Source organism: Streptomyces sp. NPDC053474 (genome assembly GCF_044544845.1).
GTDB lineage: Bacteria > Actinomycetota > Actinomycetes > Streptomycetales > Streptomycetaceae > Streptomyces.
The window spans coordinates 78,050-103,600 of record NZ_JBITXV010000022.1 but is presented as its reverse complement, the minus strand read 5'-3'; the positions used below and the strand labels follow the sequence as shown (position 1 = coordinate 103,600).

Below are 25,551 nucleotides of genomic sequence, written 5' to 3'. Positions count from 1 at the left end.
GCCACCCCGGGCGCACGCCGCACCGTCACCGGGGTCGGGACGGACGGGGTTACGCCGGGACGAGCGCGCCCACCACGGGCACGAGGGCCTGGCCCGCGGGGCTGGTCCAGTCCCGCGCGAGGCCGGTGAGGACCATGTTCGTCGACGTGACCACGGCGCCTGCCTGCTCCATCAGGCGCAGGGCCACGTCGTCGGCGATCCTGCTGGTCGAGCCGCCCGCGTCGGCGACGACGTACACCGTGTAGCCCTTCTCCAGCGCGGTGAGCGTGGGGTAGACGGTGCACACGTCGTTGGTCACGCCCGCGACGATCAGGATGCCCCGCTGGGTCGCGGTGACCGCGTCGGCGAAGGCGGGGTCGTCCATCGCGTTCACGACGCCGGTCCGCCGGACGCGCGCGGCGAACTCGGCGGGGGCGATCTCCTCGAACTCGTCGGCCAGCGGGCCCTGCGCCCGGTCCTCCATGGACGAGGTCAGGAGCAAGGGCATGTCGAGGGCCTTGGCCGCCTTCGCCAGCGCGAGGGCGTTGGCCTTCAGGACGTCGCGGTCGGTCGACCCGACCCAGCTCATGGTGCCGACCTGATGGTCGATCAGCAGGACGGCGGTCTCGCCGGGCGGAAGCATCTCTAACGGCATGAGCGTCCTCTCTCGGAGCGGGGACCCACGCGTGGGCCCCGCATGGCGAACACACCGAGGAACGTATCAGGCATCTTATAAGGTGGAGAAGACATGAGCCGGTAGCCTGAGGCCCTCGGGCGCTCGGAGAGGAGGTGCGGCACCCATGGTCACGGACTACGGACAGCGACTGCCGTACATCATGCGGATGGTCAGCAACGCGCTGTCGCAGCAGCTGGAGCGCACGCTCCGGCAGTTCTCCCTCAACCACGCGCAGTTCGCCGCGCTGGCCCAGCTGGGCCTTGAGCAGCCGGGCGGCCTCTCCGGAGCCGAGCTCGGGCACCGCGCGGGCGTCACAGCGCAGTCCATGTCCGCCGCGGTCGCGTCCCTGCTCGACCGGGGTCTCGTGTCCCGTACGCCGCACCCCACGCACGGTCGGATCCTCGAAGTCCGCATCACCCCCGAGGGGCTGGACCTGGTCGAACGCGCCCAGGCCGCGGCCAAGCACGTGGAGGACCGCGCCGTCGCCGGGCTCACCCCGGCGCAGCAGGACGAACTCCGTGCCCTGCTGCGCCAGATCACCCACACCCTCGGGCTCTACGCGCCCGAACCGCGGTCGCCGCGGGCGTGAGGGGCTCGCGCCTAGTAGTACCCCTTCGTCCCGTCGAGCAGTTCCCTCACGATGTCCGCGTGGCCCGCGTGCCGTCCGGTCTCCTCGACGAGGTGGATGAGCATCCAGCGGAGGTTGGCGCCGCCGGAGCGGTAGTCGGGGTGGCGGCCGACGTCGTCCAGGGAGGCCGCGGCCACGATCTCGTTGCTCCGGGCGCACTGGGCCTCGTACTCCGCGAGCAGCTGCGCCAGCGGGATGCCGTCGGTCCGCCAGTCGGCGTCCTCGTCCGTCTCGTCGAAGGACGGGCTCCGCGTCTTGTCGCCGTCGAGGAAGAGCACCTCGAGCCAGGCGTGCTCGGTCCACCGCATATGGCGGACGAGCCCGGCCATCGTCATCGCGGGCGAGGTCGCGAGGACGGAGCGGTGCGCGTCCGCCTCGCTCAGGCCCTCGCACTTCCAGCGCAGGATCTGCCGCTGGAGATCCAGCCAGCCGACGAGCGCGGTGCGTTCGTCGGCCTGCAAGGGGGGACGTTCGAGTGAAGGGGTCATGCCCAGGGACGCTAGTTTTCCGGGGCGCCCGCTGTCGCCCGGTTTTCTTCCGGGGGCGGAACGCGATAGCCCTTGGGCACCGCACGGCCACCACGACGGCCGTGTCGGGCCGGTGCCCCTCGCGTCACGTCATGACGTACGCCTGCGGAGTGCGTACGGGAGGACGGACCGGTTCGACGGGCGGTGCGGAAGTCTCACCCGGGCACAGGGGCCACACCAGGAGCAGACGCCACGCCTCCTGTGCCGCGTCGCGCACCGGCAGGGCGCCCACGGATCTGAGGGCGCTTCCGGCGCCGTACTTGGCCGAACTTCCCCTAGGCACCCGCACTCTTGGTACGTACCATTCGTGTCGCCTGAGGCCCTCAGTCAGCGGGCGGCCCGCTCGTCCCCCATGCCCGCCCGCTTGGCATGCCCCACCTGATTCCTCGTGGGCACATGCCCCCGCTCCTGAAGCCGCTCACCTCACCTTCAGGATCCAGGCTCCATCAACGCGATAGGAAAACCATGGCCGGTGGACTTCTCGCGAGCGGCGCGCTGACCGCGTTGTTCGCCATGGCTCTGGCTCCACCCAGCACGTCCCAAGACGTCCCCACGACTCCCCAACCGCCCGCCGAGAGAATCCGGGTCGAGGTCGCCACAGTCAACGGATCAGGCTGTCGGGAAGGAACGGTCGCCGTGGCGGCCGCCCCGGACAACTCGGCGTTCACCGTCACCTACAGCGACTACCTCGCCCGTGCGGGAGAGCAGTCCGACCCCGTCGACTACCGCAAGAACTGCCAGCTCAGCCTGATCGTGCACGCCCCGGTGGACTACACCTACGCGATCGCGAGCGTCGACTACCGCGGCTACGCCTCACTGCAGTCCGGCGCCAACGGCGTCGAGAAGGCGTCGTACTACTTCCAGGGTTCACCCGACACCACGTCCGAGAGTCACCGATGGCGCGGCCCGTACGCCGACAACTGGCAAGCGACCGACTCGAAACCGTGGGAGGACCTGGACTGGGCGCCGTGCGGCTCCAGGCGGAACCTCAACGTCAACACCGAGCTGCGGGTCCTGCTCGGGTCCTCGGACCCCGGCAGGACGAGCTTCATGACCATGGACTCGACCGACGCCAAGGTCAGCAGCGTCTACCGACTCGCCTGGAAGCCGTGCCCGAGTACGTAGCCGACTTCCCCGAGCGCACCAGCGCGGCCGTACGCGTACGACCGCTCGGCGTGGAACTCTGAGCCGAGGGTGAGCGGGAGGTCCCGCCTCCGGGCCGGGCCTCCCGCTCTACCGGTGCTGACGTCACGCGCCCGCAGCGAGGGACGCGGGCCTGCGCAGCAGCCACTGCCCGAACGTCCGGCGCGGAGGCCGCACCACCACGCGGCCGTGCGCCTTCTGGCCGACCAGCTCCACCCGCAGCGTGACCGGCGTGCCGGGATCCGTGGGTGCCTGAAGGTGCTTGACCTTGCTGTGCACCAGGTGCAGCCCGTCCGTGTCGACCACGACACCTGGCGGCGTGATCAACGTGAGGGTCTTGCCCGTCATGCCTACGTCGATCCGCAGGGTGTCGTGCGTGATCACCGCGTCGGTGAAGTCCAGGGTGACAGCGCAGTACATGACCGCGAGCTCCAGCTTCCGCGGCACCACCCAGCGTCCCGTGCGCTCGATCGCGCTGCTGTGGACCTGTTCGAACCGCACCACGTCCTTGGCCTCCACCACGGCCGCGCCGACCGTGGCCGACACGGGCGGCAGGTCGGCGGTGAGCGTGCCCAGTTCGCTCAGGGTCCGCGCGGACAGGGCGACTTCGAGGCGCTCGTCCAACTCGTCCGCCGTCAGCAGGCCGTCCCCCGCCGCGACGCGCAGCACCTCCACCACCCGGTCCCGGTCCGCGTGCGAAGCACGCAGCGCGGGCGACGAGCCGGGCCCGGCGGACTTCCCGGTGGGTGAGATCTCTCCCGACATGCTTCCGTCCTGGTCCTGTCGAACGTCTCCGCGCGACATCGGCGGTCGCGCGCGCTGAAGACTAACGCTATATCGCGACAGTGATCCCGGCCAGGCCCTGTCAGCGGAACCCCCGCGGCCCCGGCCGGTCTGCCCTCAGGCACGCCCTCGGGGGCCTCCCGCCCTCCGGGCATGGCTGGCCAGAACGGCGTGGCGAGGGCGGTCCGGACCGGGAGCTGGCCGTGGCGCTGACCGGTCTGGTGGGCAATCACGTGATCGCGCGGATGGTCGACCAGGAGCACCACACCCACAGCACGGGCCGCGGGCACGCGCGCGTGGAGGACGCAAGGCCCGAGGGATTCCGCAGCGCCTGGCTAGAGCGGAAGAGGAAGAACCAGGGAAAGAAAGGGCGGGCGGAGTGCCCCCGTCGCTCTCCCAGCCGACGAGGGCGACCGTGGCCCCAGGCCCCGGGCCCCGGGCCTCCTCAGTCCTCGTCGAGGATCTCGTACCGCGCCACGTCCAGCTCGTCCAGTACGGCGTCCAGCGACCGGCCCTGGAGCATCGCCACCCGCTCGGTCTGGGCCACGGCCCACCCCGTCAGGCACATCAGCAGCAGGCGCAAGCCGTCCACGCCGTGCTCCTCAAGGACCCGCCCGGACACCCGCCAGGCCTCGGCGGGGACCCGCTCCGGCGGCTCCGCTCCGGCCACCGACCGCATCAGCGCGGCGGTCACCCCGGAAATCTCCGGCGCCAGCGCCGCCAACCTGCGATCCGACTCCGCATCCACCGGCCCGCACCTCCTCACCGCTACGGCCAAGACGCCCTCAGCCAACCGCAAAAACCCCCTCCGCACAGGCGATCCCGGCACCGCGCACCCGAACGAACGAGAACCGCCGCCGGACCTGGCCGGATCACGCGCTTGTCGGCGTGTCCGCTCGGACTTCCGCGTCCGAGCGGGCGTAGGCGAGGTTCAGCACCGTACGCCGGGGGCCGCGGGCCCACGGCCCCCCGCAGCCACCCGACCGTCGTCGCACCCCCGTACACTTCCACCGTCAAATGATCTTCGTTGGCCCTGGGGGAATACAGATGTCCAAGCGTGCGACGCGGAAGAAGCGGGCGGTTCTGCGGGGTGTGGCCGTGGCGATCGGCGCGGCCATGGCCTTCAGCTGTGCCACCGGCACCGGGAGCGCGGCCGAGGAGGCGGGTCGGCACGACGCGACCCAGCAGGCCCTCAACGCGCTTGAGCGGGCGGGGATGCCGGGCGTGGCCGCCGAGGTGAGCGGGCCGCGCGGCAAGTGGTTCGGGTCCGCCGGTTACGCCGACACCGCGACCAAGCGCAAGCGCACCCCCGCGGACCACCTGCGGGCGGGCAGCAACACCAAGTCCTTCATCTCCGTGGTCCTGCTCCAGCTGGAGGCCGAGGGCAAGCTGAGCCTGGACGACTCCGTCGAGCGCTGGCTGCCGGGCGTCCTCAAGGGCAACGGCTACGACGGCACCAAGGTGACGGTGCGTCAACTCCTCAACCACACCAGCGGCGTGCACGACATGGTGTCCACGCCCGAGTGGCGGGAGTACATGAACGGCCCCGGCTTCCTCGCCCACCGCTACGAGGCCTGGACGCCGCAGCGGATCGTTGGTCTCGCGCTCAAGTACAAGCCCGACTTCGAGCCCGGCACCAGCTGGAACTACTCCAACACCAACTTCGTGCTCGCGGGCATGGTCATCGAGAAGGTCACCGGCAACACCTACGCGCACGAGGCCGAGCGGCGCATCGTCAAGCGCCTGAAGCTGCGCGAGACGACCTTCCCCGGCACCGACCCGAAGATGCCCGCCCCGTACGCGGTCGGGTACTCCAAGCTGTACGCGGCGAACCCCGGGCCCGAGATCTACGACGCGACGGAGTACAACCCGGCGTGGTCCGGCGCGACCGGCGAGATCATCAGCACCACGGGTGACCTCAACCGCTACTACAGCGCGCTGCTCAAGGGTGAGCTGCTGCCGACCGCCCAGCAGCGCGAGCTCCTGGACACGGTCAAGACGGGCACCTTCTTCGACTACGGCGCCGGGCTGATCGTCCGCACCCTGTCGTGCGGTGTGAAGGTCTACGGCCACGACGGCATCGTCTGGGGCTCCCTGACCAGCACGGCGACGACGGCCGACGGCAAGCACACCCTGACCTTCCACCTCAACGGCGACTGGCTTGAGGACGGCAAGCCCTACGAGGACGTCTTCGAAGCGGAGTTCTGCGCCCAGGGCTGAGTGCGCGGACGGGGCGGACCCGAGGTCAGCCCTGCACGCCGTAGAAGTGGATCGGCGAGTTCGGCCTGAAGCCGATGCGGGGGTAGACGGGCGCCCCCGCCGCCGTCGCGTGCAGGGTGGCCCGGGTGAGGCTGGTGGCGCGGGCGCCCTCGTGCAGGGCCTTCCGCGTCACCGCCTCGCCGTAGCCCCGGCGCTCCCACGCGGGGTCCGTGGCGACGAGCACGACGAACAGCCGCCCCTCCGCCGCCACCGTCGCGGCGCACGTCACCGGTACGCCGTCCCGGACGCCCAGGTAGGCGTACACCTCGCTCTTCCACAGCGCGGAGCCCACGAGCCCGGCGCGGCCGTCCTCCAGCGGGAACCCGTAGGCGCGCGAGTTCAGATCCGCGTACGCCTCCAGTTGTTCGTCCGTGGTCACGCGGACGAACGTCAGCTCGGGGTGGGAGGGGTCCGGGACGGGCAGGAAGTCCCCGGCCATGCCGGTGCCGGGGAAGGCGTACTCAAGTCCCGCCCTCTCGGCGGCCGTTCGCACGCCCGCGCGCGCCTCGTCCCCGAGCAGGTCCTCGAAGAGCCACAGGAATCCGGGGCGCTCCTTCGCGCGCATGATGTCCGCCGCCTGGCTCAGGCGTTGCTCGACGAGCGCGGAGTCCGCGTCGACCTCGGTCAGCGTGACGCAGTTCCAGAAGGCGAACCGGCTGTCGGCCCAGCGGACGGCGATGCCCGGGAGGTCCCGCACATCGGCGCCCGCGTCGCGGTCGAGCACCATGGCGCGCCACACCGTGGCGAGCTGCTCCATCGATTCGACCGACTCCGTACGATCCGTCATCAGTGACCCCTTGTGTAGTGGCGTTGTGCGGTGGCGCTGACAAAGTATCGAGAGGATCGACGGAGCCGACGAGCTCCGAAAGACGCTGGATCAGATGCCCATGGAGGCCATCTCCATCGCGGTCCGGTAGTTCCGGGCCACGTTCACGACGCAGATGCGGTAGGTGCGGTTCTCCTTGACGACGAGGAAATAGTCGCGCAGCTGCTTCCAGTAGTTGCGCAGGTAGCTGAGCCCCGGCAGGAACGCCGGGGGTCTGGGCACGAGCGCGAACGCCTCGGAACAGCGCAGGATCTCACCGGTGGCCTGGGACAGCACGTCGGCCACGTCGGTGTTCATGTCCCAGCCCGCGGCCTGGTCGGGCCAGATCGCTGCGGCGATCTGGCGCAGCTGCTCCTGCTCCTCGGGCGGCAGGGAGCCGAGCAGGACGCGCTGTTCCGTCGCCGAACCCTGTGCCGTCGTGGCGCCGTGCGCCGCCGTCGTGTCCGCCGCGCTCGCGACCGAGGCCGTGCCGGTGGCCAGCAGGCCGCCGACGACCAGGGCCGCGACGGCGGGTACCAGACGGGTCCGCTGCATGCTCATGTCTTGCTCCTTCGCTTCGATCCGCTGAACGTGCCAGCCGACCGTCACACGGGGGCGTGGGCGGGGCAACGGGATCTTCCGCCGCTGTCCGAGAACCGCCCTGCAAAAGGCGATCGCGCGTCTCGCTCACCGGCCTCGGTGCCCCGCCAGGACGCGGGTGCCCGCGGCGCAGCTCTCCCTCAGCTCGGCGAACTCCGCGTCCGTCAGCGTCCGGGCGGAGCCGCGCCGACCGGGGTCGAGCAGCGCGCAGGCGCCGTCCAGCCACTGCGGGAGCGGTACGACGCCGACGAACGCGGCCAGGCGGGTCAGCTCTTCGCGGGGCGCGTCGAGGAGGTCCTCGTAGGCGAGCGTGGCCCGCTGCTCGGCGGGGAGGGTCTCCAGGAACTCCGCCCCCTCGGTGACGAGTTCCGACCACAGGCTGCCGAACGTCCGCAGGGGGATGTGCCTCTCGCGTACGAGAGCGGCCTCGAAGCGGTCCCCGAGCAGCGGCGCGAGGTCCTCGGGCAGCGCCCGTACGTGTGCCTCGGTCAGGTCGGCGAGGTCGTCGACGCCCGCCCTCGCCTTGATCTCGCGCAGCAGGGAGATCGCGCGGTATCCGGTGTGGCGGCTCATGGACAGGGCGCAGTCCGGCCCTTCGCGGAACATGTGCACGAACCGCGCCTGCGGGAAGGCGGCCCGCAGCACGGGTGCCCGGCCGGTCGAGTAGCCGGAGCGCTCCACGACGGCGGTGCGTCCGAACCGCGCGCAGAGCAGGTCGAACAGCGCCTCGTGGTGTTCGGCGGCGGTGCGCTCGGGCCAGGGGGCCACGGCCGCGCCGAGCTCGTCGAGGAGCCCGTCCGGGTCGTCGCTGAGGTGGGGCAGGACCATGAGGGACAGCGCGGGGATGCCGGTGGTCTCCGACGCGTACCGTCCGGGGCGGCGCGTGTAGAGGAACTCCGGCAGCGGCACCCCGCTGCGGATCATCCGCTCGAAGTGCGGGGCGGGCCGGAACAGCGCCTGCCAGAACTCCTCACCCGTCACTTTCCCCTCAGGGAAGGCCACGTCGCCCACGGACGCCGTGAACTCGTTGAGGCTGAGGACGTCCGGGTGCGCGTTCAGAATGCGGGACAGCGCGGTCGAACCGCTGCGGCCGGTACCGATGACGAAGCTCAGGGTGCGCACGGTCACTCTCCGGGGGCTGGGGGCTATGGACGACTGCGGGCGACGGACCCGTTGCCTACGGACGGCGGCACAGCCCGCCGGACCGACACCACCCGCCACCCGCTAGTGGTCCTCCCCCGCCCCGCCCTCGCCCACTCCGGCCGTCCCGGCCGTCGGGGCGCGGGAGGGGATCAGCTCCGCGCCCCCGTAGGGGCCGTGGTCGACAGGGGGGCCGCGATGTCCTCCAGGGAGCGGCGTTCGGCGTTGACGGCCAGGGCCGCGGCCGTCAGGCCTGCCAGGGTCATCAGGGCGGCGCCGATCCGGAAGGCGAGGGCCGTGTCCGCGATGACGCCCGTCTCGGTCAGCTTCGAGAAGAGCAGGGGGCCGCTGATGCCGCCCGCCGCCGTGCCGATGGCGTAGAAGAAGGCGATGGCCATGGCGCGGGTCTCCATCGGGAAGATCTCGCTCACGGTCAAGTAGGCCGAACTGGCTCCGGCGGAGGCGAAGAAGAGGACCACGCACCAGCAGGCCGTGAGGGTCTTCGCGGTGAGGTGCCCGCCGTCGAAGAGCCAGGCGGTGCCGAAGAGCAGCAGCCCGGAGAGCACGTACGTACCGGAGATCATGATGCGGCGGCCGAGCGTGTCGAAGAGGCGGCCCAGGAGCAGCGGCCCGAGGAAGTTGCCGACCGCCATCACGGCGAAGTAGTAGCCCGTCGAGCCGCTCGGCACGTCGTAGAACGTGGTGAGGATCGCGCCGAATCCGAAGGTGATCGCGTTGTAGAGGAAGGCCTGGCCGATGAAGAGCGAGAAGCCGAGGGCGGCGCGCTTGCGGTAGGTGGACAGGACCGTGCGGGCGATGACGCCGAAGCCGATGCCCGCGCGCGGATGGACGGTGATCTCGCCTTCGGGTGCGGGGAGCGGGCGGCCCTTCTCGGCCGTGATCCGTTCCTCGATGTCGGTGACCAGTTCCTCCGCTTCCTCGCCGCGGCCGTGCAGGAACAGCCAGCGCGGACTCTCCGGCACGTTCCGCCGCACCAGCAGGATCACGAGGCCGAGGACGACGCCGAGGGCGAACGTCAGCCGCCAGCCGACGTTCATCGCGAGGAGGTCGGTGTCGAGGGCGAGGACCGAGAGGAGGGCGCCGCCCACCGCGCCCAGCCAGAAGCTGCCGTTGATGACGAGGTCGACGCGGCCCCGGTAGCGGGAGGGGATGAGCTCGTCGACGGCGGAGTTGATGGCCGCGTACTCGCCTCCGATGCCGAAGCCGGTGAGGAAGCGGAAGGCGAAGAACCACCAGCTGGAGAAGGACACGGCGGTCAGCGCGGTCGCCGCCAGATAGACGGCGAGGGTGATCAGGAAGAGCTTCTTGCGGCCGTAGCGGTCGGTGAGCCAGCCGAAGAACAGCGCGCCCGAGCAGGCGCCCGCCACGTACAGGGCCGCGGCGATGCCCGTCACCTGCGCCGCGCTGACGGGCAGTCCGCTGCCCTCCTCGGACAGGCGGCTCGCGATGCTGCCGACGACCGTCACCTCAAGGCCGTCCAGGATCCACACGGTGCCGAGCCCGATGACGACCGTCCAGTGCCAGCGCGACCACGGCAGCCGGTCGAGGCGCGCGGGTACGGCCGTCGTGATCGTGCCGGCCCGCGCGTCCACCGGGTCGTCCGTCGCCATCGCCGCCTCCTTCGTCCGCGCGGCCGGGAACCTCCTGTCCGGTGGCTCCGGGCCGCGCCCCGTCCGTCGCGCAGCACCGCGTTCCCGCTGCGCCTTCGTGCACACGTCCGCGGAGACCGTACGACGGACAAAGGCGGCAACCTACGACATCCGCCCCGCCCTCTCGGGCCCTCGGCGGCGGTGTGGTGCGGGACCGGCCGTCGGCTCGCGCCGGGCCGCCTACGCTGTGCGGGTGTGGGTTTACGCGCCGGCGGTGCTGCTCTTCCTGGTCTTCTGTTGGCGGGTGCTGCGTGAGCGCCGGAAGTTCAGCAACGCGGTGCTTCTGGGCCTCACCGCGCTCAGTGCCCTCGTCGCGTGGGTCGCGGAGCTGATCAGGTCCGGTTCGGCCTCGGGGACGCTCGTCGCCGGGGCGTTCCTCGCGGTCGGGGCCCTCGGCATCCTGTTGCTCACGGGTCTGCTGTTCCTCAACGGTCTGCAGATGGTGCGCAAGGAGGGCCGCAGCCTCACCAACCTGTTCTCGCTGATGGCCGCGGTGTCGGTGCTCGCGGTCATCGCCCTGCTGATCACGGCGGCGGTGGCGGGGACGCCGCTGCTGCTCGGCTTGGGCGCGACGGCCCTCGGCCTGACCTGCTACCTCTCGTTCCTGTTTCTGTGCTTCGTCGGCTACTCGTTCCTCTACGGCCGCCTCTACGTCCGCCGCAGGGCCGACTACGTGGTCGTGCTCGGCTCGGGCCTGATCGGCGGGTCCACCGTTCCGCCCTTGCTCGCGAGCCGTCTCGACCGGGCCCGGGAGGTGCACGCGCGGCTCACCCGGCGCGGCAACTCCCCCGTCGTGATCACCTCGGGCGGGCAGGGGCCCGACGAGGACCTGCCGGAGTCCCACGCCATGGCCGCCTATCTGACGGACCGGGGCTTCCCCGAGGACCTGATCCAGCGGGAGGACAGGTCGACGACCACGGAGGAGAACCTGCGGTTCAGCAAGGCGATCATGGAGAAGGCGAACCCCGACTACCGCTGCGTCATCGTCACGAACAACTACCACGCCTTCCGCGCCGCCCTCACCGCGCGGCGGATGGGGATCCGGGGGCAGGTGGTGGGCTCGCCCACCGCCACGTACTTCTGGCCGAACGCGACCATCCGCGAGTTCACCGCCCTGCTCGCCGCCTACAGACGGACCAACGCCGCCGTCCTGCTGCTGTTCGTCGTCGGGGGCGTGCTCGTGTGGGCGACTCGCTGACGTCCGCCGCGCCGGGTCCTTCCGCCGTCGGGACGCGCGTACTCAGCACAGCAGGAGTTCTCGGGTGCGGGCGAGCAGGTCGTACTGCCGCCGCAGGCCCCCGCCGGACAGATTGACGACGAAGGTGCTCGCGCCCTCCCGGCGGTACTGGTCGAGCCGCTCGGCCAGCAGCTCGGGAGGGCCGCTGACGACCAGGCGGGCCGCCTGCCGCTCGGACAGCCCCTCTTCCCCGGTGAGCGAGCGCAGATGGCGGACCAGGCGCCGGTTCCCCTGCCGGTTCTCCTCGGGGTCGGTGCTCAGGGCGGCGAAGACCGTGGTGCCGACCTCGGGTGCCCGCGTGCCCGCTGCGGCCGCAAGACCGGCCAGCTTCCCGACCCGCTCGCCCAGCTGGACGGGTTCGAGCAGCGACGCGAGCCATCCGACGCCGTGGTCCAGGGCGCGCCGCAGCGCGCGGTCGGACATGCCGCCCACCCACACCGGTGGCGCGGGAACAGCGGGCTCCAGCGTCAGCACCGGCCCGTCCGGCTCGGTCAGCAAGGCCGTCGCCCTGCCCGCGAACAGCTCGGGCAGCGCCCGCAGCACCGCGTCGGTCCTGCGGCCACGCCCGGCGAACGGGACCCCGCCGAGGGGCCAGTCCTCGGGGTGGACGCCCGCGCCGACGCCCAGGACCACGCGGTTGCCGGACAGATACTGCAGGGACGAGAGCTGCTTGGCCGCCCAGGCCTGCTGCCGCAGCGCCAGGAGCATGACGGCGAAGCCGATGCGCACGCGCGCGGTGACCGCGGCGGCCGCGCTCAGCGCGACCACGCTCTCCAGGAACGGCGTACGCGCGCACAGGCGGTCGCCCGCCCACACCGTGTCCAGGCCGACCTGCTCGGCGTGGCGGGCCAGCGCGGGGATCTCCCGGAGGCTCCCTTCGCCACGCGCCGCGAAGGTCGGAAGGCAGACTCCAAGATTTATCGACATAACGATCCTCATTCGTGAGGGCGGCCGCGGCCGTCAACGGGAGCGGCGGCCTCCGGCGTTCGGTCAGGCGACCTTGCCCGCTCAACCGGGGTTGAGTTCAACTGGCGCGATGAACGACCTGGCCTCGATCCGGCGCGTCGCCGACCACTTCGACCTGCCCGTGTCCACGCTGCACTACTGGGAGCGCCGCGGGCTCCTCGCGCCCCACCGGCGCTCCGGGCAGCGCTACTACAGCGCCGATCAGCTCTACCGGATCGCGCTCATCCGGCTGTGGCGGAGCACGGGTCGGATGTCCCTGGACGAGATCGCCGCGGTCCTCGCCGCGCACGCGGAGGCTCCCGACTGGCGGGATACGGTCACCGCCCGGTTGGCCGCCATCGAGGCCGAGATGGCCCAGCTCGACACCGCCCGCGCCTATCTGCGCGGCCTGCTGACGTGCTCCCGCGAGGACGCGCTGGAGCGCTGCGAGGGCTTCCGCGCCCTGGTGCCGCTGCCGGTGGACGCTCCCCTCAAACAGAGTTAGAGCGCCTCGTGGCAGGGCTGGTTGCCTGAGCTGCGGCGAGCTGTGGAAACCGCCCTTCCGCTGTCCTTCGCGCGGTGCGGAGCGTCCCACGGCCGCATTCCAGGCGACTAGCGTTTCCCCTGGTCAGGTGCTGTTTTGGCGTTCCAGTGTCCCCAACTCCCGGGCATTCCTAGCGGTCGAGGCGGGTAAGCGCACATGCTCGAAAGGTGCTCATCGGACGGGACCCTGCGTCCGGCGTCGGGCTTCCCCACCGCACGGGACGCGGGGCGAAGCCCGGTTCGGGAGCACGACAGAGCAGCAATGACTTGAGGAGTTCGTAGATGTTTCGCAAGCGCTCACGTCTGATCGCCGCGCCGGTCGCGGCTGTCGCCCTGACCCTGACGGTCGCCGGTTACCAGGCCAGCGCGGCCGGGTCGTCGGGTTCGGGCGACGCGGACCGGTCGGGCGCGGCCGCTCGGGCGGCGGCCGCGTGCCTGTCCGGCACCACGACGCTGCTCGGCGACCTCGACGGCGACGGCCGGGCGGACAAGATCAGCAACCCCGGCCACACCGGCACCAAGATGACCATCCAGTGGGGCAAGGCCGACGGCACGTTCGGCAGCAAGCAGAACGTCAGCAAGCTCGTCGGCGCGCGCACCGGAGAGGTCGCGACCGCCGCTGTCGCCGACTTCCAGAACGACGGCAAGCTGGACATCGTCGTCAACATCGTCAAGCCGTCCGGCGTGGACGACCCCGCGACGGCCCGCGTCGCGGACTACCGTCCCGGGCCGCTCAAGCGGTCGAACCTGAGCTCCACCCGCACCCGGCACCTGGACATCGGCGACTCCCGCGAGGCCAAGCAGCTCCGGGTCGCCAACTACGGCGGCGACGCCTACCCGGACCTCGCGATCCTCAGCAACGCCGGTGACGGGGTCTGGGAGCGCAACGTCCGCCTGTCGAAGGCGAGCAGCGGCCCGGGCACGTACAACTCCGAGCACGAGCAGCGGTACGGCGCCTGGGGCACCCCGGCCGAGCCGCCGTCCATGCCCACCAGCGGCTGGAAGCACTTCTACAAGCCCTGCTCCTGACCTCCGCGGGGCGCCGCCGGGCCTCCGGGCACCGGCGGCGCCCGGCCCCGCGGCCGTGCGCGGTCCCCGGCCGCGAGGCGCGCACCGCCGCAGCCGCAGCCGCCGTCGTCGCCGTCGCCGTCGCCGTCGCAGAATTGAGGATTCCGCTTGTCCGCCTCGTCCCCGGCCCCCGTGACCTCCGCACCGAAGCCGAACCGCGTCCGGATCACCGTCACCGCCCCCGATCCGATCAGCCGCGAGGGAGTCCTCAGCCAGCTGCGCCGCTACCCGGAGATCGAACTGTCCGAGGACTCCGGTCCCGCCACGGTCGCCCTGCTCATCGAGGACGTGCTCGACGAGGCCGCGCTCTCCCGGCTGCGCCGCACCATGCGCAGCGAGGGCGCGCGCGCCGTGCTCGTCGTGGGCACGGTTCGCGAGCACGAGCTCCTGGACGTCCTGGAGTGCGGCGTCGGCGCCGTCGTCTGGCGCCGCGAGGCCACCGCCCGCCGTCTCGTGCACGCCGTGCTCACCGCCGCCAAGGGCGGCGGCGACTTACCCGCTGACCTGCTGGGACGGCTCATCAGCCAGGTGGGACGCCTGCACCGGGGCTGCGCCGACCAGTCCGGCGGCTTCCGCGGGCTCACCCAGCGCGAGGTGGACGTCGTACGGCTCGTCGCCGAGGGCCTCGACACCGCGGAGATCGCCCTCAAGCTGTCGTACTCCGAACGCACCGTCAAGAACGTCATGCACGGCCTCACCACGCGCCTGCACCTGCGCAACCGGGCGCACGCGGTGGCCTACGCGCTCCGCGAGGGCTACATCTGACCGGCCGGGCCCCCGGACCCCGTGGGCGGTGACCGCCCCCGGGCCCTCGCCGGAGCGTGACGACTTCGGCGAGTTGCCACGGTGAAACGGGCTTCCTTGCCCGCCCCCGAGTCCGCCCAGAATGCTGAACGCGCCACCGGGCCGATGACTGCTCACTTCCTGAGGGGGGATTCCGGTGCCTGGAGTCAGCGTGCGCGTACCGGTGTACGACCGGCCTCTCGGTCCCGCACCGCTCGCGGCCCAGCAGGCGCAGGCCGCAGGCCCGGACCCCGCACCGACCGGCCTCGGGGACGGCTACGCGGTCGCCGTGGTGGGCACGGGCCCGCGGGGCATCTCCATCCTCGAACGGCTTGGGGCGCGGCTGCTCGGCAAGCGGCCCGCGCGCCCCCTCACGATCTACGCCATCGACGCGGACGAGGTCGGCTCCGGCCGGGTCTGGCGTTCGGGCCAGCCGCGGTGGCTGTCGATGAACAACCGCTGCGGCGAGGTCACCATGTTCTCGGGCCCCGCCGACGACGGCGCCTGGCGCCCCGGCGCCGGGCCGACGTTCGCCCAGTGGTGGCAGCGCGTGGACGCCCGCTTCCCCGGGCCCGACGCGTACGCGCCCCGCAGCCTCTACGGCCGCTATCTGCGCTTCGTCCTCGACGTCGTGGAGACGAACCTGCCGCCCGACGTACACCTGGTTCGCGTCCCCGGCCTCGTCAGCGGCATCGACGAGCGCGACGGCCGGTTCGAACTCCGCGTCGGGGACCGGAGGATCGCCTGCGACCAGGTCGCCGTCTGCAGCGGCCACCCCCGCGAGCAGCCCGAGCGCCCCGCCCGCGCGGAGCGGACCGCGCCGGGACGCCAGCGGCGCCGCGCACCGGCACGCGCCTTCGACGGCACCGGCCGCCTGGGCGTGCTCCCGGGCAGCGTGATCGGCATCCGCGGGCTCGGCCTCACCTTCCACGACGTCGTCGCCATGCTGACGGTCGGCCGCGGCGGCCGCTTCGTCGGGCGGGGCCGTGACTGCGTGTACGTACCGAGCGGGGACGAGCCCGATCTCATCGTGGCCGGTTCGCGCAGCGCGCTGCCCATCCCGACGCGCGGTGCCGCGCAGCGGCCCTTCGACTTCCGGTACGCGCCCCGCCTCTTCACGCCCGAGCTGATCGCCCGCCTCCGGGCGGCGGGACCGCTCGACTTCCGCGCGGACGTCGCGCCCTGGCTGCTGGCGGAGGTGAACCTCGCCTTCTGGCGGCGGCGCCTCGCCCCGGACTCGTTCGCCGTCCTGGAGCGGCAGCTCGCGAGCCTTCCGGCCACCGGCGTCGAGGTGATGCACAGGCTCCGCCGGACGGCGGCCGACCTCGGCTGCGCCGAGGTGCTGTCCCTGGAGGGCCTCGCCCATCCCTTCAGGGGACAGGTCTTCGCCGACCAGGCCGCGTTCCGCGGCGAGCTCGGACGGCTCCTCGCGCACGACGTGGACGAGGCGATGCGCGGCGAGGTCGACGGCGCCCTCAAGGCCGCCATGGAGGTGCTCAGGGACGTACGGCCGACGGTGCGGGCCGCCGTGGACTTCGGGGGTCTCACGGCCGCGTCCCACAAGGACTTCGTGGAGTGCGTGGGTCCGATGCTCGCCTTCCTCTCGACCGGCCCTTCCGCCGTGCGGACCTGCCAGCTCATCGCGCTGATGCGCAGCGGTCTGCTCGACGTCCTCGGGCCCCAGGCCCGGTTCACGGCCCACGACGACGGCTTCGTCGGCCATTCGCCGCTGGTCGACGGCTACAGCGTCTTCTGCTCGGACGTCATCGACGCCCGCGTCCGGCAGCCCGACCTCGACAGGGACCCGGGGCCGCTGGCCAAGAGGCAGCGGGACACGGGGGCCTGGCGCCCGCACGTGTGCGCCGGTGATCCGGCGTTCCGCACGGGCGGCGTCGACGTCACCACCGCGCCCTACCACCCCATCGCGGCCGACGGCTCGGTGGAGCGCCGGATGTACGTGCTCGGCATCCCGACGGAGTCCACGCGCTGGTTCATGCAGGTCGGCATCGGTCGGCCGGGGCCCTGGGGCGAGTTCTTCCGCGACGCGGACACGATCGCCCGGGCGGCCCTGGACACGGTCGAGCTGACCGGCCTGCCCGCCGAGGACGGCGCGCCCCCGGGGCCGCGCGACATGGACTACTGCTTCGGCCCGCAGCACCCGGACGGGGCCTCCCCTTCTGCCCGCTGAAACCCATGGAGGTGTGTCGTGGAAAGCAAGGTCCTCAACGACAAGGTGGCGGTGGTCACCGGCGCGGCCCGCGGCATCGGCCGGGCCATCGCGCAGCGGTACGTCGAGGAAGGCGCGTTCGTCGCCGTCGCGGACGTCGACGCGGTGGCGGCCGAGAAGACCGCGGCGGAGCTCGGCGAGCGGGCCTCGGCCTTCGCCTGGGACGTCGCGGACACGGCGGCGGCGCGCGGCATGGTGGAGCGGGTGGCCCTCCGCTTCGGCAGGATCGACGTCCTCGTCAACAACGCGGGCGTCTTCGACATGCAGCCGCTCCTGGAGATCACCGAGGCCGAGTACGACCGGGTCTTCGCCATCAATGTGAAGGGCCTGCTCTTCACCCTCCAGGCGGTCGCGAGGGACATGGTCGACCGCGGCGTGCGCGGCAAGATCATCAACATCGCGTCCCAGGCCGGTCGCAGGGGCGAGCCGCTCGTCGCGGTGTACTGCGCGAGCAAGGCCGCGGTCATCAGCCTCACGCAGTCCGCGGGCCTCGCCCTGATCCAGCACGGCATCAACGTCAACGGCATCTCGCCGGGCGTGGTCGACACCTCCTGGGACAACGTCGACGCGCTGTTCGCCAAGTACGAGAACAGGCCGCTCGGTGAGAAGAAGCGGCTGGTCGGCGCGGCCGTGCCCTTCGGGCGCATCGGCCAGGCCGACGACCTCGTGGGTGCCGGGGTGTTCCTGGCCTCGCGGCACGCGGACTACATCGTCGCCCAGACCCTCAACGTCGACGGCGGCAACTGGATGAGCTGACGGGCGGGAGCGCCCGTAGGAGACGGAGGCGGTTATGGCGGTACCGGCGCACGACGGGCCGAGCGCGATCGGGGCACCGGCCGGAGGCGGTCCGGCGCACGGCGACGCCGAGGAGGTGCCGCAGGCCGCGCTCGTCGTCGTCTCCATCGACGGCCTGTCCTCGCTCAAGTGCGGCATCGGCTGTGTCGTCCACTGGTTCTTCGAGGCGATCGACGAGATCGTGGCGTCGACCCCGGAGCTGCGGCACGACGCCTGGTCGCTGCACGCGCTGAGCCCGCGTCTGGACCCGGCGTCCGACGACTACGCGAGCGACGTCGTGGCCGACGTCGCCACCGCCTGCGCCAGGTACCGCGGCGACTTCCGGTGGTTCGACGTGGAGGACAACTCCTCCCTCAAGAGCGTCTGGTCGCTCGACGACGTCGACCGCTGGCGCTCGATGTGCCACAACGCGGCCGCGGAGATCCGCCGACTCGCCGAGGGCCGCGAGCAGGTGACCGTCCTCGCGCACGGCACGATGTTCGCCACGCTCAGGTCCCATCTGGCGGCCTGGCCCAACGTGCAGCTGATCTACATGACGCACACCCTCGGCCGCGTCTTCCTCGACGCCAACTCGCGCAACAGGACGTCGTACGAGGACGAGGGCTTCGCCCTGATGCGGACCGCGACCCGGGACAGGATCGGCTTCGTCGGCACCTACTACCGCGATGTGCTGCTCACCGAGTACGACCGGCGCGAGCAGGACCTGGTCCCGTTCCAGAACGCGGTCTACATCCGCTCGCGCCGGTTCGGCGAACTCTCGGACCCCACGACGGCGGCCGACCTGGGTCCGGTGCCGGGCGGCAAGCGGCTCGTCTTCTCGTGGGGCCGGTGCGTGCCGCAGAAGGGCTTCGACGTGGTCATCCCCGCGTTCGGCGCCTTCCTGAGCGAGCGCGACGACGCCGAGGACTGGCATCTGGTGCTGCTCGCGCCCCAGGAGGTCGCGGCCTCGGAGTACGTGGCGTCGCTGCACGCGCAGCTGCGGGAACTGCCGCCGGGCAGCTACACCTTCGTGGAGCACTTCGAGCCGCTGCTGCCCTTCCGGATCCTGGCCAGCCCGGCGCTGGAGATCTGCGTGTTCGCCTCCCGCTTCGAGGCGGGGCCGCTCACGCTCATCGAGGCCCTCGCGTTCGGCCACGAGGACGTGAGCATCGCGTGGCACGACATCCCGCCGATGCGCCACCTCCTGCGGGACCAGCCCAAGACGTTCGGCTTCGCCCCGCTGCGGGCGCGGGAGATGGCGGAGGCCATGCTGCGCGCGGCGGACGACGGCGGCGGGATCGTCAAGGGCAGCGTCATCGACTTCGCGACGAGCATGTCGACCGGCCTCTCGGCCTCCTTGGGCTGGTGGGACACCTCCGAAGCATGAAGGAGAGCAGCATGATCCGCCTGTGCGCGGCCCTGTTCTGCGTGTTCGGCTTCACGCTCGGCAGCTGGCAGGCGTCGCTCCCCGACCTCGTGCGCGACCTGGACATGTCCCCGCTGGAGCTGGGCCTGTGTCTGACCGTCGGGTTCGCCGGGGCGCTTCCGGCCATGTTCCTGGGCGGGCGTCTCATCGCGCGGTTCGGCGCCAAGGGGCTGCTCATGGCGGGGGCGACCGGCATGGCGGTCGCGCTCGTGGGCGTGGGGTGCACGGGCTCGTACGTCGTGCTCGTCCCGCTGGTGCTCGTACTGCTCGGCTGCCAGGGCTCCTTCGACGTCGCGATCAACGCGGTGGCGATCGCCATCGAGCAGCGCTCGGGCCGGCAGATCCTCGCCTTCATGCACGGGGCGTTCAGCCTGTCCGCCGCCGCGGGCGCGCTGTGCTTCAGCGCCTACCGGCCACTCGGGTTCCGCGTCGGCTACTTCGGGGTCGCGGTCGTCCTCGCCCTCTTCGTGTGGTGGATGGCGCGCTGGCGCGCCCTGCCCGAGGCGCGGTCGGCGCCCGCGCCCGCGTCCGGGCCGCGGGAGCGCCGCGTCCTGCTGGGGGCCGATGTCATCCTGGTCGCCGGGATCGTCGGCGTCTCCTTCCTCGGCTCGGGGATCCTGGAGAACTGGTCCGCGCTCTACGTCCGGGACACGGTCAGCGACCTGGCCGTCATCAGCTCCGTCGGCCTCGCGAGCTTCCACGGCGCGATGGGGCTCGGCCGCGTCCTGACGTCCGCCGTGCTGCGCTACGCCGACCGCCTGACGACCATCGCCGCGTGCGGGCTCCTGATGGCGGCCGCCATGGTGTGGTCGCTGTGCGCGCCGGGCCCGGTGCAGGCGGTGGCCGCGCTCTTCGTCGTCGGGATCCTGCTGTCCGGCATCGCGCCGATCGGCTTCTCGGTCGCCGGTGACCTGCGGCCCGACCGGGTCGGCGAGGTGAGCTCCACCGTGGCGATCGCCGGGTACGCGAGCTTCCTCGTGGGTCCTGTCCTCGTCGGCGTCCTGGCGGACCTGCTCGGACTGCGGGCCGCGCTGGGGTCGGTGGTCGTCGTCGGCGTGGTGATCAGCCTGCTGGCGCTGCTGCTCAAGGGGCAGCCGCGGCAGGCAGGCCCGGCACACGATCCGGTCGCCGGTCGGCTTGAGGGGGCGGAGCGATGAGGTTCGATCCCGGCTACACGTATCGCATGCCGGTCGCGTTCGGGCCGTTGCCCGGCCCGCGCCAGGCGCTGCCCGGCTCCGCGCCCCTGGGCGGCGAGGCGTCCCTCACCTCGTACGTGCTCCGCTTCCCGACGACGGCCGAGGCCCTCACCGAGCTGCTTCCGCCCGGCTTCGCACTGCACGGCGAGCCCGTCGTCACCATCGAGTACACCGAACTGACCGACGTGCCCTGGCTGGCCGGGCGCGGCTACGACACCTTCGCGGTCAAGCTCCCGGTCCGCTTCGAGGGCCGCGAGGACCGGGTGACGGGCTCCTTCGTCGCCGTCGTCTGGGAGAACATGGCCGACCCGATCATCACGGGCCGGGAGGAGCTCGGCTACGCCAAGCTCTTCGCCGATCTGACGTCCCGGCCCGCGGGGCCAGACGCGCACCGCTGTGCGGCGTCCTGGGACGGCCACACCTTCGCGGAGCTGGAGTTCGACCGCATCACCGAGGTGCGGCCCGAGCCCGCGGCGTCGGCGGCACAGGGCGGCGTGCTCAACTTCGCCTACGTGCCCGGTGTGGACGCCGGGGCGCGGCCCGACCGCGCGGGCGCGGTGCTCACGCCCGCCGTCGACGCCGTGGAGGTCGTCCGGCAGGCGACGGCGGTGGGCCGCGTGCGCTTCGTGAGGTCGACGTGGGAGCAACTGCCGACCTTCTACACCGTGGTCAACGCGCTGGAGCGGCTGCCGGTCCTCGGCCCCGGCGAGTGCGTCGTACGCCAGCTCCGGCGCAACATCGAGAACCGCGGTCAGAGGCGCCTCGTATGACGGCGCGGGGCAGGAAGGTGCTAGCCGTCGACCTGGACGAGGTGTCGGCCGACACGGTCGCCAAGCGGCTGCGGCGCTACGAGGCCGACTACGGCGAGGCGTTGTCCCGCGCGGCCATCCACGGCAGGCAGATCCGCGACGCCGTGCCTCCCGGGCGCAGGGTCCAGGTCGAGGCGTGCCTCGACGAGCCCGGGTTCTCGCGGGACGTGCCCGTGATGGCGGACGCCCACCCGGTGCTCCGGGACCTGGCCGAACGCTTCGAGATCATCTTCGCCACGTCGGCGATGGACCACCCGCTGTCCCTGCACGACCGGTATCTGTGGCTCCAGGAGTCCTTCCCCTTCGTACCGGACCGCGGCTATGTCTTCTGCGGCTCCAAGCGGTTCGTCAACGCGGACTACCTGATTGACGACAACCCCCGCAACCTGGAGGTCTTCCCGGGGCGCGGCCTCCTCTTCGACGCGCACCACAACGTGGCCGAGGACCGCTTCCACCGGCTCTCGTCGTGGCGGGACGTACACCGGTACTTCGCCTGAAGAAGTCGCACACGGTGTGGCTGACTTACCACCGCCCGGGCAACTACCCTCCTGGGTGGGTTCGGCAGTGAGCCCGCTACCGCTCCCCGCCCCGCGGGTCGGGGAGCGGGACACCTGGTCGGCTGCCGCGGCCGCGCTCGCTCCAGGAGTTCGTCTCACGACCGGCGGATAGGCACGGGCCGGACCCTGACCGGCGCGGCCCTTCGCCACCGTAGGCACGTGGCGGCGAAGAGCCTCAGGGCTGTTGCCCCAACCCTGTCCCCCACGAGTCGCCAGCGCGCGTGCTCTCACACAGGTCTCTTCCGGGAACCCGGCGGCCGCGGATTCACGCGTCGAGGAGCGAGTCGTCCTCGGGACGGGCGCCGGGCAGCCGGTAGCGGGCCGCGATGAGGGCGGCGTCGACATCGCGGGTGCCCGTGGACACGCACAGCGTGTAGGCGACGTCGTCCATGCGCTGGCGGACCTGCGGGCGGCCGTCCTCGGCGTGCAGGATCCGCAGCGTCTCGTACTGCTCGACGAGGTCGCGCAGGATCGCGGGGTGGGCCATGAGCATGAGAACCTCCCTAGTCACCGGACTTCCCCGGGTCACACAGCGACCCGTATGCCCAGGGCCCCGACCGCCATGCGCGCGGGCCTCCGACCGCGGAGACAGGCCGTGTGAGCGCGTGCGGGTCGGACACGCGTTGACGCGGGTGCCGGAGGCGGCGCACGCGAGGTGTGCCCGCCCCTTCCGCGGGGTACCCAAGGATCCCCCCAAGATCCATACGCAGAGGAGTCCCTGATGCCCGGCCCCGAGGAGCCCCAGGATCCCGCCACGAAGCACCCCCGGCCCGACTTCCCCGAGCAGGAGCAGGAGCCGCCCGGCTGGACCGGGCCCATGGACCCGCCGCCCGACCACGGGGAGGAGTCCTACCGGGGCGCGGACCGGCTCGTGGACCGCAAGGCCGTGCTGACCGGCGGCGACTCCGGAATCGGCCGCGCGGTGGCTCTCGCCTTCGCCCGCGAGGGCGCGGACGTCCTGTTCACCCACCTGCCCGAGGAAGCCGACGAAGCCCGCGAGACGGCCCGTCTCGTCGAGGAAGCGGGCCGCACCGCGGTGCCCGTGCCCTGCGACCTCCGGGAGGAGTCAGCGTGCGAGCGGGTGGTCGCCCGCGCCGTCGCCGAGTTCGGGCGGATCGACATCCTGGTCAACAACGCCGCGTACCAGATGTCGCAGCCGGACGGCATCACCGCGATCACCACGGACCAGTTCGACCGGGTCGTCCGTACGAACCTGTACGCGATGTTCTGGCTGTGCAGGGCGGCCGTCCCCCATATGCGCCCCGGTGGCACGATCATCAACACCACGTCCGTCCAGGCGTACAAGCCGAGCCCCCACCTGCTCGACTACGCGATGACCAAGGGCGCCATCGTCACGTTCACCCAGGGCCTGGCCCAGATGCTCGTGGAGAAGGGGGTCAGGGTGAACGCCGTGGCGCCGGGCCCGGTCTGGACCCCGCTCATCCCGGCGACGCTGCCCGACACCGCGGAGTTCGGCAAGCAGGCTCCGCTGGGCCGCCCCGCCCAGCCCGCCGAGATGGCACCGGCCTACGTCTACCTCGCCTCGGACCAGGCCAGCTTCATCACCGCGGAGATCCTCAACGCCACGGGCGGAACGCCGCTGCCGTAGCGGGGGGGCCGTACCGGGCGGACACGCGCGAGCCGCCCCGCCGCGAGGGCGGGGCGGCCGTTCAGCGCGTGGTCAGCGGTCGTCGCGGTCCCGGAGGGAGTCGCGGACGCCCTGGGCCTTCTCGCGCGCCTCCTCCGCGGCCTCCCGCATCTTGGCCTTGGCCTGGTCGGTCTTGCCCTCGGCCGCCATGCGGTCGTTCCCGGTGGCCTTGCCGACCATCTCCTTGGCCTTGCCCTTGGCCTTGTCCACGCCCATGGTCACTCCTTTGGTGGGGTTGGGGAGGTCTGTCACGCTATGGGCGATCCCGGAGGTGCGCATCCGGAGGCGGACCGCCGCCGCGCGGGTCAGCTCTCGCGATCCGATTCCGAGCCGTATCCGCCTCCTGACGCGGAGCGGGCGACCCACTTGCCCGATGCGAGGAACTGGGCGCGCAGCGCGGACGGTGACGGACGGGGCGGTGTCGAGGCCTGCGGCGAACGCGTCGCCCTCAACGTCCGCCGTCCGCTCCGAGGAAGGTGACGGGGCTTCCCGCGCCGTTGGCGCCCACGGGTCGGGCGCCCGATGGTCACCAGAACTTCACATCCGTCGGCCGGTGCGCGGCGCCGCGACGGGCACCCGAAGGAGTGTCGCCTGCTGGGAGGGATCCACGTGGTGATCGCCGTCGCACTTCTGCTGCTACCGGTCCTGGCGGTGCTGCTGTACGCGATGGATCGACTTGAGGGCCGCCTGTTCGACGACGCGCCGAGGGCGCGCCACGCGCGGGGGCGGCATCTGCGTCTGGTGCACAGCGCCGGGGAACTGCCGGGGCGCCGTCGGCGCGCCGAGCGGCGGGCGCGCAGGAACGCCGCCTGAGCGGCCCCTTGTGGTGCTTCGCCGGATCTCGTAGGCAGCATCCGGCCGGATCGGGGTACTCGCGTCCCACGGGTGGCCGGGCGCAGCGGCGCACCGGGCCGGGAGGTAGCTCAAGACAGGAGGTGACCGCTGTGTCGCGTACGCGACCCGAGAGCGGACAGGCCCCGCCCCCGTCGGCCGCGGAGCCGGTGGGTGAGTTGGTGCAGCGCGCGTCCCAGCAGCTGACCGACCTTGTGCGGGGCGAGATGCGCCTGGCGCAGGCGGAGATGAAGGAGAAGGGCAAGCGGTACGGCAAGGGCGGCGGCCTCTTCGGCGGAGCGGGTCTCGTCGGGTTCCTGATGCTGCAGGCCCTGGTGGCGACCGCGATCGCCGCCCTCGCGGTGCCGCTGCCGGTGTGGGCGGCGGGTCTCGTCGTGAGTGCCGTGCTCGGCCTGGTCGCCGCGCTGATGGCGGTGACGGGGAAGAAGGAGGTCTCCCGGGCCGCGCCGCCCGTGCCGGAGAAGACGATCGAGAACGTGAAGGCCGACGTGGCCGAGATCAAGGAGAGTGCGCACCGATGACCCAACTGCCGCACGAGGACGAGCCCGCCGAGTCCCCGCGGGAACTGCGCGACCAGGTCGAGCGGACCCGCCACGAGCTGGCCGGGACGGTGGAGGCCCTCGCGGCCAAGGCAGACGTCAAGGCCCGGGCCCAGGAGAAGGCCGCCGAGGTCAAGGACCAGACCGTCGCCAAGGCGGGCGAGCTCAAGGAACAGGCCGTGGTCAAGGCGAGGGAACTCAAGGGCAAGGCCGCCGACGCCGCCGCCCGGGCGCAGGACAAGCTGCCGGACCCCGTCAAGGACAAGGCCGTTCAGGCCCGCGTCCAGGCGGCCCGTACCGGACGCGTGTGGGAGGAGAAGGCGCCCGAGCCCCTGCGGGCCACCACCGCCCAGGGCGCGCGGGCGGCCAGGAACAACCGCGTCGTGCTGCTGGCCGCCGGTGGCGCGGCCGCCCTGCTGTGGCTGGCGTACCGCCGGCGGAACGGATGAGTGGATGAAGGCGTCGAAGATCGCCTACAAGCCGGTCGGTCTCCTGCTCGGCGCGGTCAGCGGCATGGTCGCCGGGTCGCTCTTCAAGCAGGTCTGGAAGGTGGTCGGCCGCGACGAGGACGCCCCGGACGCCACCGACGAGGAGCGCGCCTGGAGCCAGGTGCTGCTCGCCGCCACCTTGCAAGGGGCGATCTTCGCCGCGGCCAAGGCGGCGGTGGACCGCGCCGGAGCCACCGCCGTGCGCCGTCTGACCGGTACGTGGCCCGGCTGACACGGGCGCCGACGGCG

The 25,551-nt window shown here is 72.1% G+C and carries 29 protein-coding genes; 18 read left to right on the top strand and 11 right to left on the bottom strand.

The genetic code is table 11. The features are described from left to right. Nucleotides 1-49: 49 nt before the first annotated feature. A complete protein-coding gene (locus ACIG3E_RS37015) occupies nucleotides 50-634 on the bottom strand; it encodes an isochorismatase family protein (RefSeq protein WP_399624761.1) in 585 nt (194 codons plus the stop codon). 145 nt (nucleotides 635-779) lie between these two features. On the opposite strand from ACIG3E_RS37015, the gene ACIG3E_RS37010 reads away from it, so the two are divergent. Next, complete coding sequence (locus ACIG3E_RS37010) at nucleotides 780-1,244, top strand: MarR family winged helix-turn-helix transcriptional regulator (RefSeq protein WP_399624759.1); 465 nt, start codon at nucleotides 780-782, stop codon at nucleotides 1,242-1,244. Between the two features lie 11 nt (nucleotides 1,245-1,255). Here ACIG3E_RS37010 and ACIG3E_RS37005 read toward each other — a convergent pair whose 3' ends face one another. Further along, nucleotides 1,256-1,771: a DinB family protein gene (locus tag ACIG3E_RS37005; RefSeq protein ID WP_399624756.1), complete on the bottom strand. Its 516-nt coding sequence runs from the start codon at nucleotides 1,769-1,771 to the stop codon at nucleotides 1,256-1,258. A 504-nt stretch (nucleotides 1,772-2,275) separates the two neighbouring features. On the opposite strand from ACIG3E_RS37005, the gene ACIG3E_RS37000 reads away from it, so the two are divergent. Next, nucleotides 2,276-2,935 carry a DUF4360 domain-containing protein gene (locus ACIG3E_RS37000; RefSeq protein WP_399624754.1) on the top strand — a complete coding sequence of 220 codons (660 nt, stop codon included), beginning with the start codon at nucleotides 2,276-2,278 and terminating at the stop codon, nucleotides 2,933-2,935. A 123-nt stretch (nucleotides 2,936-3,058) separates the two neighbouring features. Here the strand turns inward: ACIG3E_RS37000 and ACIG3E_RS36995 are convergent, their stop codons facing one another. Then, nucleotides 3,059-3,718, bottom strand: coding sequence for a DUF1707 domain-containing protein (locus ACIG3E_RS36995; RefSeq protein WP_399624753.1), 660 nt, complete (start codon nucleotides 3,716-3,718; stop codon nucleotides 3,059-3,061). A 463-nt stretch (nucleotides 3,719-4,181) separates the two neighbouring features. After that, the gene (locus ACIG3E_RS36990) at nucleotides 4,182-4,430 is read right to left on the bottom strand and encodes a hypothetical protein (RefSeq protein ID WP_242714389.1); all 249 of its coding nucleotides are present in this window, start codon (nucleotides 4,428-4,430) and stop codon (nucleotides 4,182-4,184) included. Nucleotides 4,431-4,783: 353 nt separating this feature from the next. Between ACIG3E_RS36990 and ACIG3E_RS36985 the strand changes: the two genes are divergently transcribed. Next, nucleotides 4,784-5,956 carry a serine hydrolase domain-containing protein gene (locus tag ACIG3E_RS36985; protein WP_399624750.1) on the top strand — a complete coding sequence of 391 codons (1,173 nt, stop codon included), beginning with the start codon at nucleotides 4,784-4,786 and terminating at the stop codon, nucleotides 5,954-5,956. Between the two features lie 25 nt (nucleotides 5,957-5,981). Here the strand turns inward: ACIG3E_RS36985 and ACIG3E_RS36980 are convergent, their stop codons facing one another. From ACIG3E_RS36980 to ACIG3E_RS36965, 4 genes are all read right to left on the bottom strand, one after another. Further along, complete coding sequence (locus ACIG3E_RS36980) at nucleotides 5,982-6,782, bottom strand: GNAT family N-acetyltransferase (RefSeq protein ID WP_399624748.1); 801 nt, start codon at nucleotides 6,780-6,782, stop codon at nucleotides 5,982-5,984. Between the two features lie 90 nt (nucleotides 6,783-6,872). After that, nucleotides 6,873-7,361 carry a hypothetical protein gene (locus ACIG3E_RS36975; protein ID WP_399624746.1) on the bottom strand — a complete coding sequence of 163 codons (489 nt, stop codon included), beginning with the start codon at nucleotides 7,359-7,361 and terminating at the stop codon, nucleotides 6,873-6,875. Nucleotides 7,362-7,487: 126 nt separating this feature from the next. Beyond that, a complete protein-coding gene (locus ACIG3E_RS36970) occupies nucleotides 7,488-8,522 on the bottom strand; it encodes a sulfotransferase (protein ID WP_399624745.1) in 1,035 nt (344 codons plus the stop codon). A 170-nt stretch (nucleotides 8,523-8,692) separates the two neighbouring features. Next, the gene (locus ACIG3E_RS36965) at nucleotides 8,693-10,171 is read right to left on the bottom strand and encodes an MFS transporter (protein WP_399624743.1); all 1,479 of its coding nucleotides are present in this window, start codon (nucleotides 10,169-10,171) and stop codon (nucleotides 8,693-8,695) included. Nucleotides 10,172-10,403: 232 nt separating this feature from the next. Between ACIG3E_RS36965 and ACIG3E_RS36960 the strand changes: the two genes are divergently transcribed. Then, entirely contained in the window at nucleotides 10,404-11,408 is a 1,005-nt protein-coding gene (locus ACIG3E_RS36960) for a YdcF family protein (RefSeq protein WP_399624741.1), read from the top strand. 42 nt (nucleotides 11,409-11,450) lie between these two features. Here the strand turns inward: ACIG3E_RS36960 and ACIG3E_RS36955 are convergent, their stop codons facing one another. Then, nucleotides 11,451-12,374 carry an LLM class flavin-dependent oxidoreductase gene (locus ACIG3E_RS36955; RefSeq protein WP_399624739.1) on the bottom strand — a complete coding sequence of 308 codons (924 nt, stop codon included), beginning with the start codon at nucleotides 12,372-12,374 and terminating at the stop codon, nucleotides 11,451-11,453. A 109-nt stretch (nucleotides 12,375-12,483) separates the two neighbouring features. Here ACIG3E_RS36955 and ACIG3E_RS36950 point away from each other — a divergent pair, with 109 nt between their 5' ends. The 9 genes from ACIG3E_RS36950 to ACIG3E_RS36910 all read left to right on the top strand — a co-directional run bounded on the left by ACIG3E_RS36950 (nucleotide 12,484) and on the right by ACIG3E_RS36910 (nucleotide 21,715). Continuing rightward, complete coding sequence (locus tag ACIG3E_RS36950) at nucleotides 12,484-12,897, top strand: MerR family transcriptional regulator (protein ID WP_399624737.1); 414 nt, start codon at nucleotides 12,484-12,486, stop codon at nucleotides 12,895-12,897. A 320-nt stretch (nucleotides 12,898-13,217) separates the two neighbouring features. Beyond that, a complete protein-coding gene (locus tag ACIG3E_RS36945) occupies nucleotides 13,218-13,964 on the top strand; it encodes an FG-GAP repeat domain-containing protein (protein ID WP_399624735.1) in 747 nt (248 codons plus the stop codon). A 171-nt stretch (nucleotides 13,965-14,135) separates the two neighbouring features. Continuing rightward, entirely contained in the window at nucleotides 14,136-14,768 is a 633-nt protein-coding gene (locus ACIG3E_RS36940; RefSeq protein ID WP_399624733.1) for a LuxR C-terminal-related transcriptional regulator, read from the top strand. 190 nt (nucleotides 14,769-14,958) lie between these two features. After that, on the top strand, nucleotides 14,959-16,974 hold the full coding sequence (locus tag ACIG3E_RS36935; RefSeq protein WP_399624731.1) for an FAD/NAD(P)-binding protein: 2,016 nt from the start codon (nucleotides 14,959-14,961) through the stop codon (nucleotides 16,972-16,974). Nucleotides 16,975-16,992: 18 nt separating this feature from the next. Beyond that, nucleotides 16,993-17,769, top strand: a complete 777-nt coding sequence (locus tag ACIG3E_RS36930; RefSeq protein WP_399624729.1) for an L-iditol 2-dehydrogenase — start codon at nucleotides 16,993-16,995, stop codon at nucleotides 17,767-17,769. A 34-nt stretch (nucleotides 17,770-17,803) separates the two neighbouring features. Then, nucleotides 17,804-19,174 carry a glycosyltransferase gene (locus ACIG3E_RS36925; RefSeq protein WP_399624726.1) on the top strand — a complete coding sequence of 457 codons (1,371 nt, stop codon included), beginning with the start codon at nucleotides 17,804-17,806 and terminating at the stop codon, nucleotides 19,172-19,174. Between the two features lie 11 nt (nucleotides 19,175-19,185). Continuing rightward, nucleotides 19,186-20,370 carry an MFS transporter gene (locus ACIG3E_RS36920; protein ID WP_399624724.1) on the top strand — a complete coding sequence of 395 codons (1,185 nt, stop codon included), beginning with the start codon at nucleotides 19,186-19,188 and terminating at the stop codon, nucleotides 20,368-20,370. Next, nucleotides 20,367-21,179, top strand: a complete 813-nt coding sequence (locus tag ACIG3E_RS36915; protein WP_399624722.1) for an acetoacetate decarboxylase family protein — start codon at nucleotides 20,367-20,369, stop codon at nucleotides 21,177-21,179. The genes ACIG3E_RS36920 and ACIG3E_RS36915 overlap by 4 nt, the downstream gene beginning before the upstream one ends. Further along, nucleotides 21,176-21,715, top strand: a complete 540-nt coding sequence (locus ACIG3E_RS36910; RefSeq protein ID WP_399624720.1) for a hypothetical protein — start codon at nucleotides 21,176-21,178, stop codon at nucleotides 21,713-21,715. The genes ACIG3E_RS36915 and ACIG3E_RS36910 overlap by 4 nt, the downstream gene beginning before the upstream one ends. 325 nt (nucleotides 21,716-22,040) lie before the next feature. On the opposite strand, the gene ACIG3E_RS36905 is transcribed toward ACIG3E_RS36910, so the two are convergent. Next, nucleotides 22,041-22,268 carry a DUF5133 domain-containing protein gene (locus ACIG3E_RS36905; RefSeq protein WP_399624718.1) on the bottom strand — a complete coding sequence of 76 codons (228 nt, stop codon included), beginning with the start codon at nucleotides 22,266-22,268 and terminating at the stop codon, nucleotides 22,041-22,043. A gap of 228 nt (nucleotides 22,269-22,496) precedes the next feature. Between ACIG3E_RS36905 and ACIG3E_RS36900 the strand changes: the two genes are divergently transcribed. Continuing rightward, the gene (locus ACIG3E_RS36900) at nucleotides 22,497-23,384 is read left to right on the top strand and encodes an SDR family oxidoreductase (RefSeq protein WP_399624715.1); all 888 of its coding nucleotides are present in this window, start codon (nucleotides 22,497-22,499) and stop codon (nucleotides 23,382-23,384) included. Nucleotides 23,385-23,456: 72 nt separating this feature from the next. Here the strand turns inward: ACIG3E_RS36900 and ACIG3E_RS36895 are convergent, their stop codons facing one another. After that, nucleotides 23,457-23,639, bottom strand: a complete 183-nt coding sequence (locus tag ACIG3E_RS36895; RefSeq protein ID WP_399624713.1) for a CsbD family protein — start codon at nucleotides 23,637-23,639, stop codon at nucleotides 23,457-23,459. A gap of 393 nt (nucleotides 23,640-24,032) precedes the next feature. Here ACIG3E_RS36895 and ACIG3E_RS36890 point away from each other — a divergent pair, with 393 nt between their 5' ends. The 4 genes from ACIG3E_RS36890 (at nucleotide 24,033) to ACIG3E_RS36875 (ending at nucleotide 25,534) form a co-directional block, all read left to right on the top strand. Further along, nucleotides 24,033-24,236 (top strand): hypothetical protein, encoded by a 204-nt coding sequence (locus ACIG3E_RS36890; RefSeq protein WP_399624712.1) that lies wholly within the window; start codon nucleotides 24,033-24,035, stop codon nucleotides 24,234-24,236. A gap of 131 nt (nucleotides 24,237-24,367) precedes the next feature. After that, nucleotides 24,368-24,796 carry a phage holin family protein gene (locus ACIG3E_RS36885; protein WP_399624709.1) on the top strand — a complete coding sequence of 143 codons (429 nt, stop codon included), beginning with the start codon at nucleotides 24,368-24,370 and terminating at the stop codon, nucleotides 24,794-24,796. Next, nucleotides 24,793-25,263, top strand: a complete 471-nt coding sequence (locus ACIG3E_RS36880) for a DUF3618 domain-containing protein (protein WP_399624706.1) — start codon at nucleotides 24,793-24,795, stop codon at nucleotides 25,261-25,263. Before ACIG3E_RS36885 ends, ACIG3E_RS36880 begins: the two co-directional genes overlap by 4 nt. Nucleotides 25,264-25,267: 4 nt before the next feature. Beyond that, nucleotides 25,268-25,534 (top strand): DUF4235 domain-containing protein, encoded by a 267-nt coding sequence (locus ACIG3E_RS36875; RefSeq protein WP_399624704.1) that lies wholly within the window; start codon nucleotides 25,268-25,270, stop codon nucleotides 25,532-25,534. The last annotated feature ends 17 nt before the right edge of the window (nucleotides 25,535-25,551 follow it).

Excerpts from the sequence above, each read along its gene's own strand:
- ACIG3E_RS36925 (WP_399624726.1), top strand. The coding sequence starts at position 17,804 with ATGGCGGTACCGGCGCACGACGGGCCGAGCGCGATCGGGGCACCGGCC.
- ACIG3E_RS36965 (WP_399624743.1), bottom strand. The coding sequence starts at position 10,171 with ATGGCGACGGACGACCCGGTGGACGCGCGGGCCGGCACGATCACGACG.
- ACIG3E_RS36895 (WP_399624713.1), bottom strand. The coding sequence starts at position 23,639 with ATGGGCGTGGACAAGGCCAAGGGCAAGGCCAAGGAGATGGTCGGCAAG.
- ACIG3E_RS36880 (WP_399624706.1), top strand. The coding sequence starts at position 24,793 with ATGACCCAACTGCCGCACGAGGACGAGCCCGCCGAGTCCCCGCGGGAA.
- ACIG3E_RS36995 (WP_399624753.1), bottom strand. The coding sequence starts at position 3,718 with ATGTCGGGAGAGATCTCACCCACCGGGAAGTCCGCCGGGCCCGGCTCG.
- ACIG3E_RS36900 (WP_399624715.1), top strand. The coding sequence starts at position 22,497 with ATGCCCGGCCCCGAGGAGCCCCAGGATCCCGCCACGAAGCACCCCCGG.
- ACIG3E_RS36910 (WP_399624720.1), top strand. The coding sequence starts at position 21,176 with ATGACGGCGCGGGGCAGGAAGGTGCTAGCCGTCGACCTGGACGAGGTG.
- ACIG3E_RS37010 (WP_399624759.1), top strand. The coding sequence starts at position 780 with ATGGTCACGGACTACGGACAGCGACTGCCGTACATCATGCGGATGGTC.
- ACIG3E_RS36980 (WP_399624748.1), bottom strand. The coding sequence starts at position 6,782 with ATGACGGATCGTACGGAGTCGGTCGAATCGATGGAGCAGCTCGCCACG.
- ACIG3E_RS36945 (WP_399624735.1), top strand. The coding sequence starts at position 13,218 with ATGTTTCGCAAGCGCTCACGTCTGATCGCCGCGCCGGTCGCGGCTGTC.
- ACIG3E_RS36915 (WP_399624722.1), top strand. The coding sequence starts at position 20,367 with ATGAGGTTCGATCCCGGCTACACGTATCGCATGCCGGTCGCGTTCGGG.
- ACIG3E_RS37005 (WP_399624756.1), bottom strand. The coding sequence starts at position 1,771 with ATGACCCCTTCACTCGAACGTCCCCCCTTGCAGGCCGACGAACGCACC.
- ACIG3E_RS36875 (WP_399624704.1), top strand. The coding sequence starts at position 25,268 with ATGAAGGCGTCGAAGATCGCCTACAAGCCGGTCGGTCTCCTGCTCGGC.
- ACIG3E_RS37015 (WP_399624761.1), bottom strand. The coding sequence starts at position 634 with ATGCCGTTAGAGATGCTTCCGCCCGGCGAGACCGCCGTCCTGCTGATC.
- ACIG3E_RS36975 (WP_399624746.1), bottom strand. The coding sequence starts at position 7,361 with ATGAGCATGCAGCGGACCCGTCTGGTACCCGCCGTCGCGGCCCTGGTC.
- ACIG3E_RS36920 (WP_399624724.1), top strand. The coding sequence starts at position 19,186 with ATGATCCGCCTGTGCGCGGCCCTGTTCTGCGTGTTCGGCTTCACGCTC.
- ACIG3E_RS36950 (WP_399624737.1), top strand. The coding sequence starts at position 12,484 with ATGAACGACCTGGCCTCGATCCGGCGCGTCGCCGACCACTTCGACCTG.
- ACIG3E_RS36955 (WP_399624739.1), bottom strand. The coding sequence starts at position 12,374 with ATGTCGATAAATCTTGGAGTCTGCCTTCCGACCTTCGCGGCGCGTGGC.
- ACIG3E_RS36985 (WP_399624750.1), top strand. The coding sequence starts at position 4,784 with ATGTCCAAGCGTGCGACGCGGAAGAAGCGGGCGGTTCTGCGGGGTGTG.
- ACIG3E_RS37000 (WP_399624754.1), top strand. The coding sequence starts at position 2,276 with ATGGCCGGTGGACTTCTCGCGAGCGGCGCGCTGACCGCGTTGTTCGCC.
- ACIG3E_RS36905 (WP_399624718.1), bottom strand. The coding sequence starts at position 22,268 with ATGCTCATGGCCCACCCCGCGATCCTGCGCGACCTCGTCGAGCAGTAC.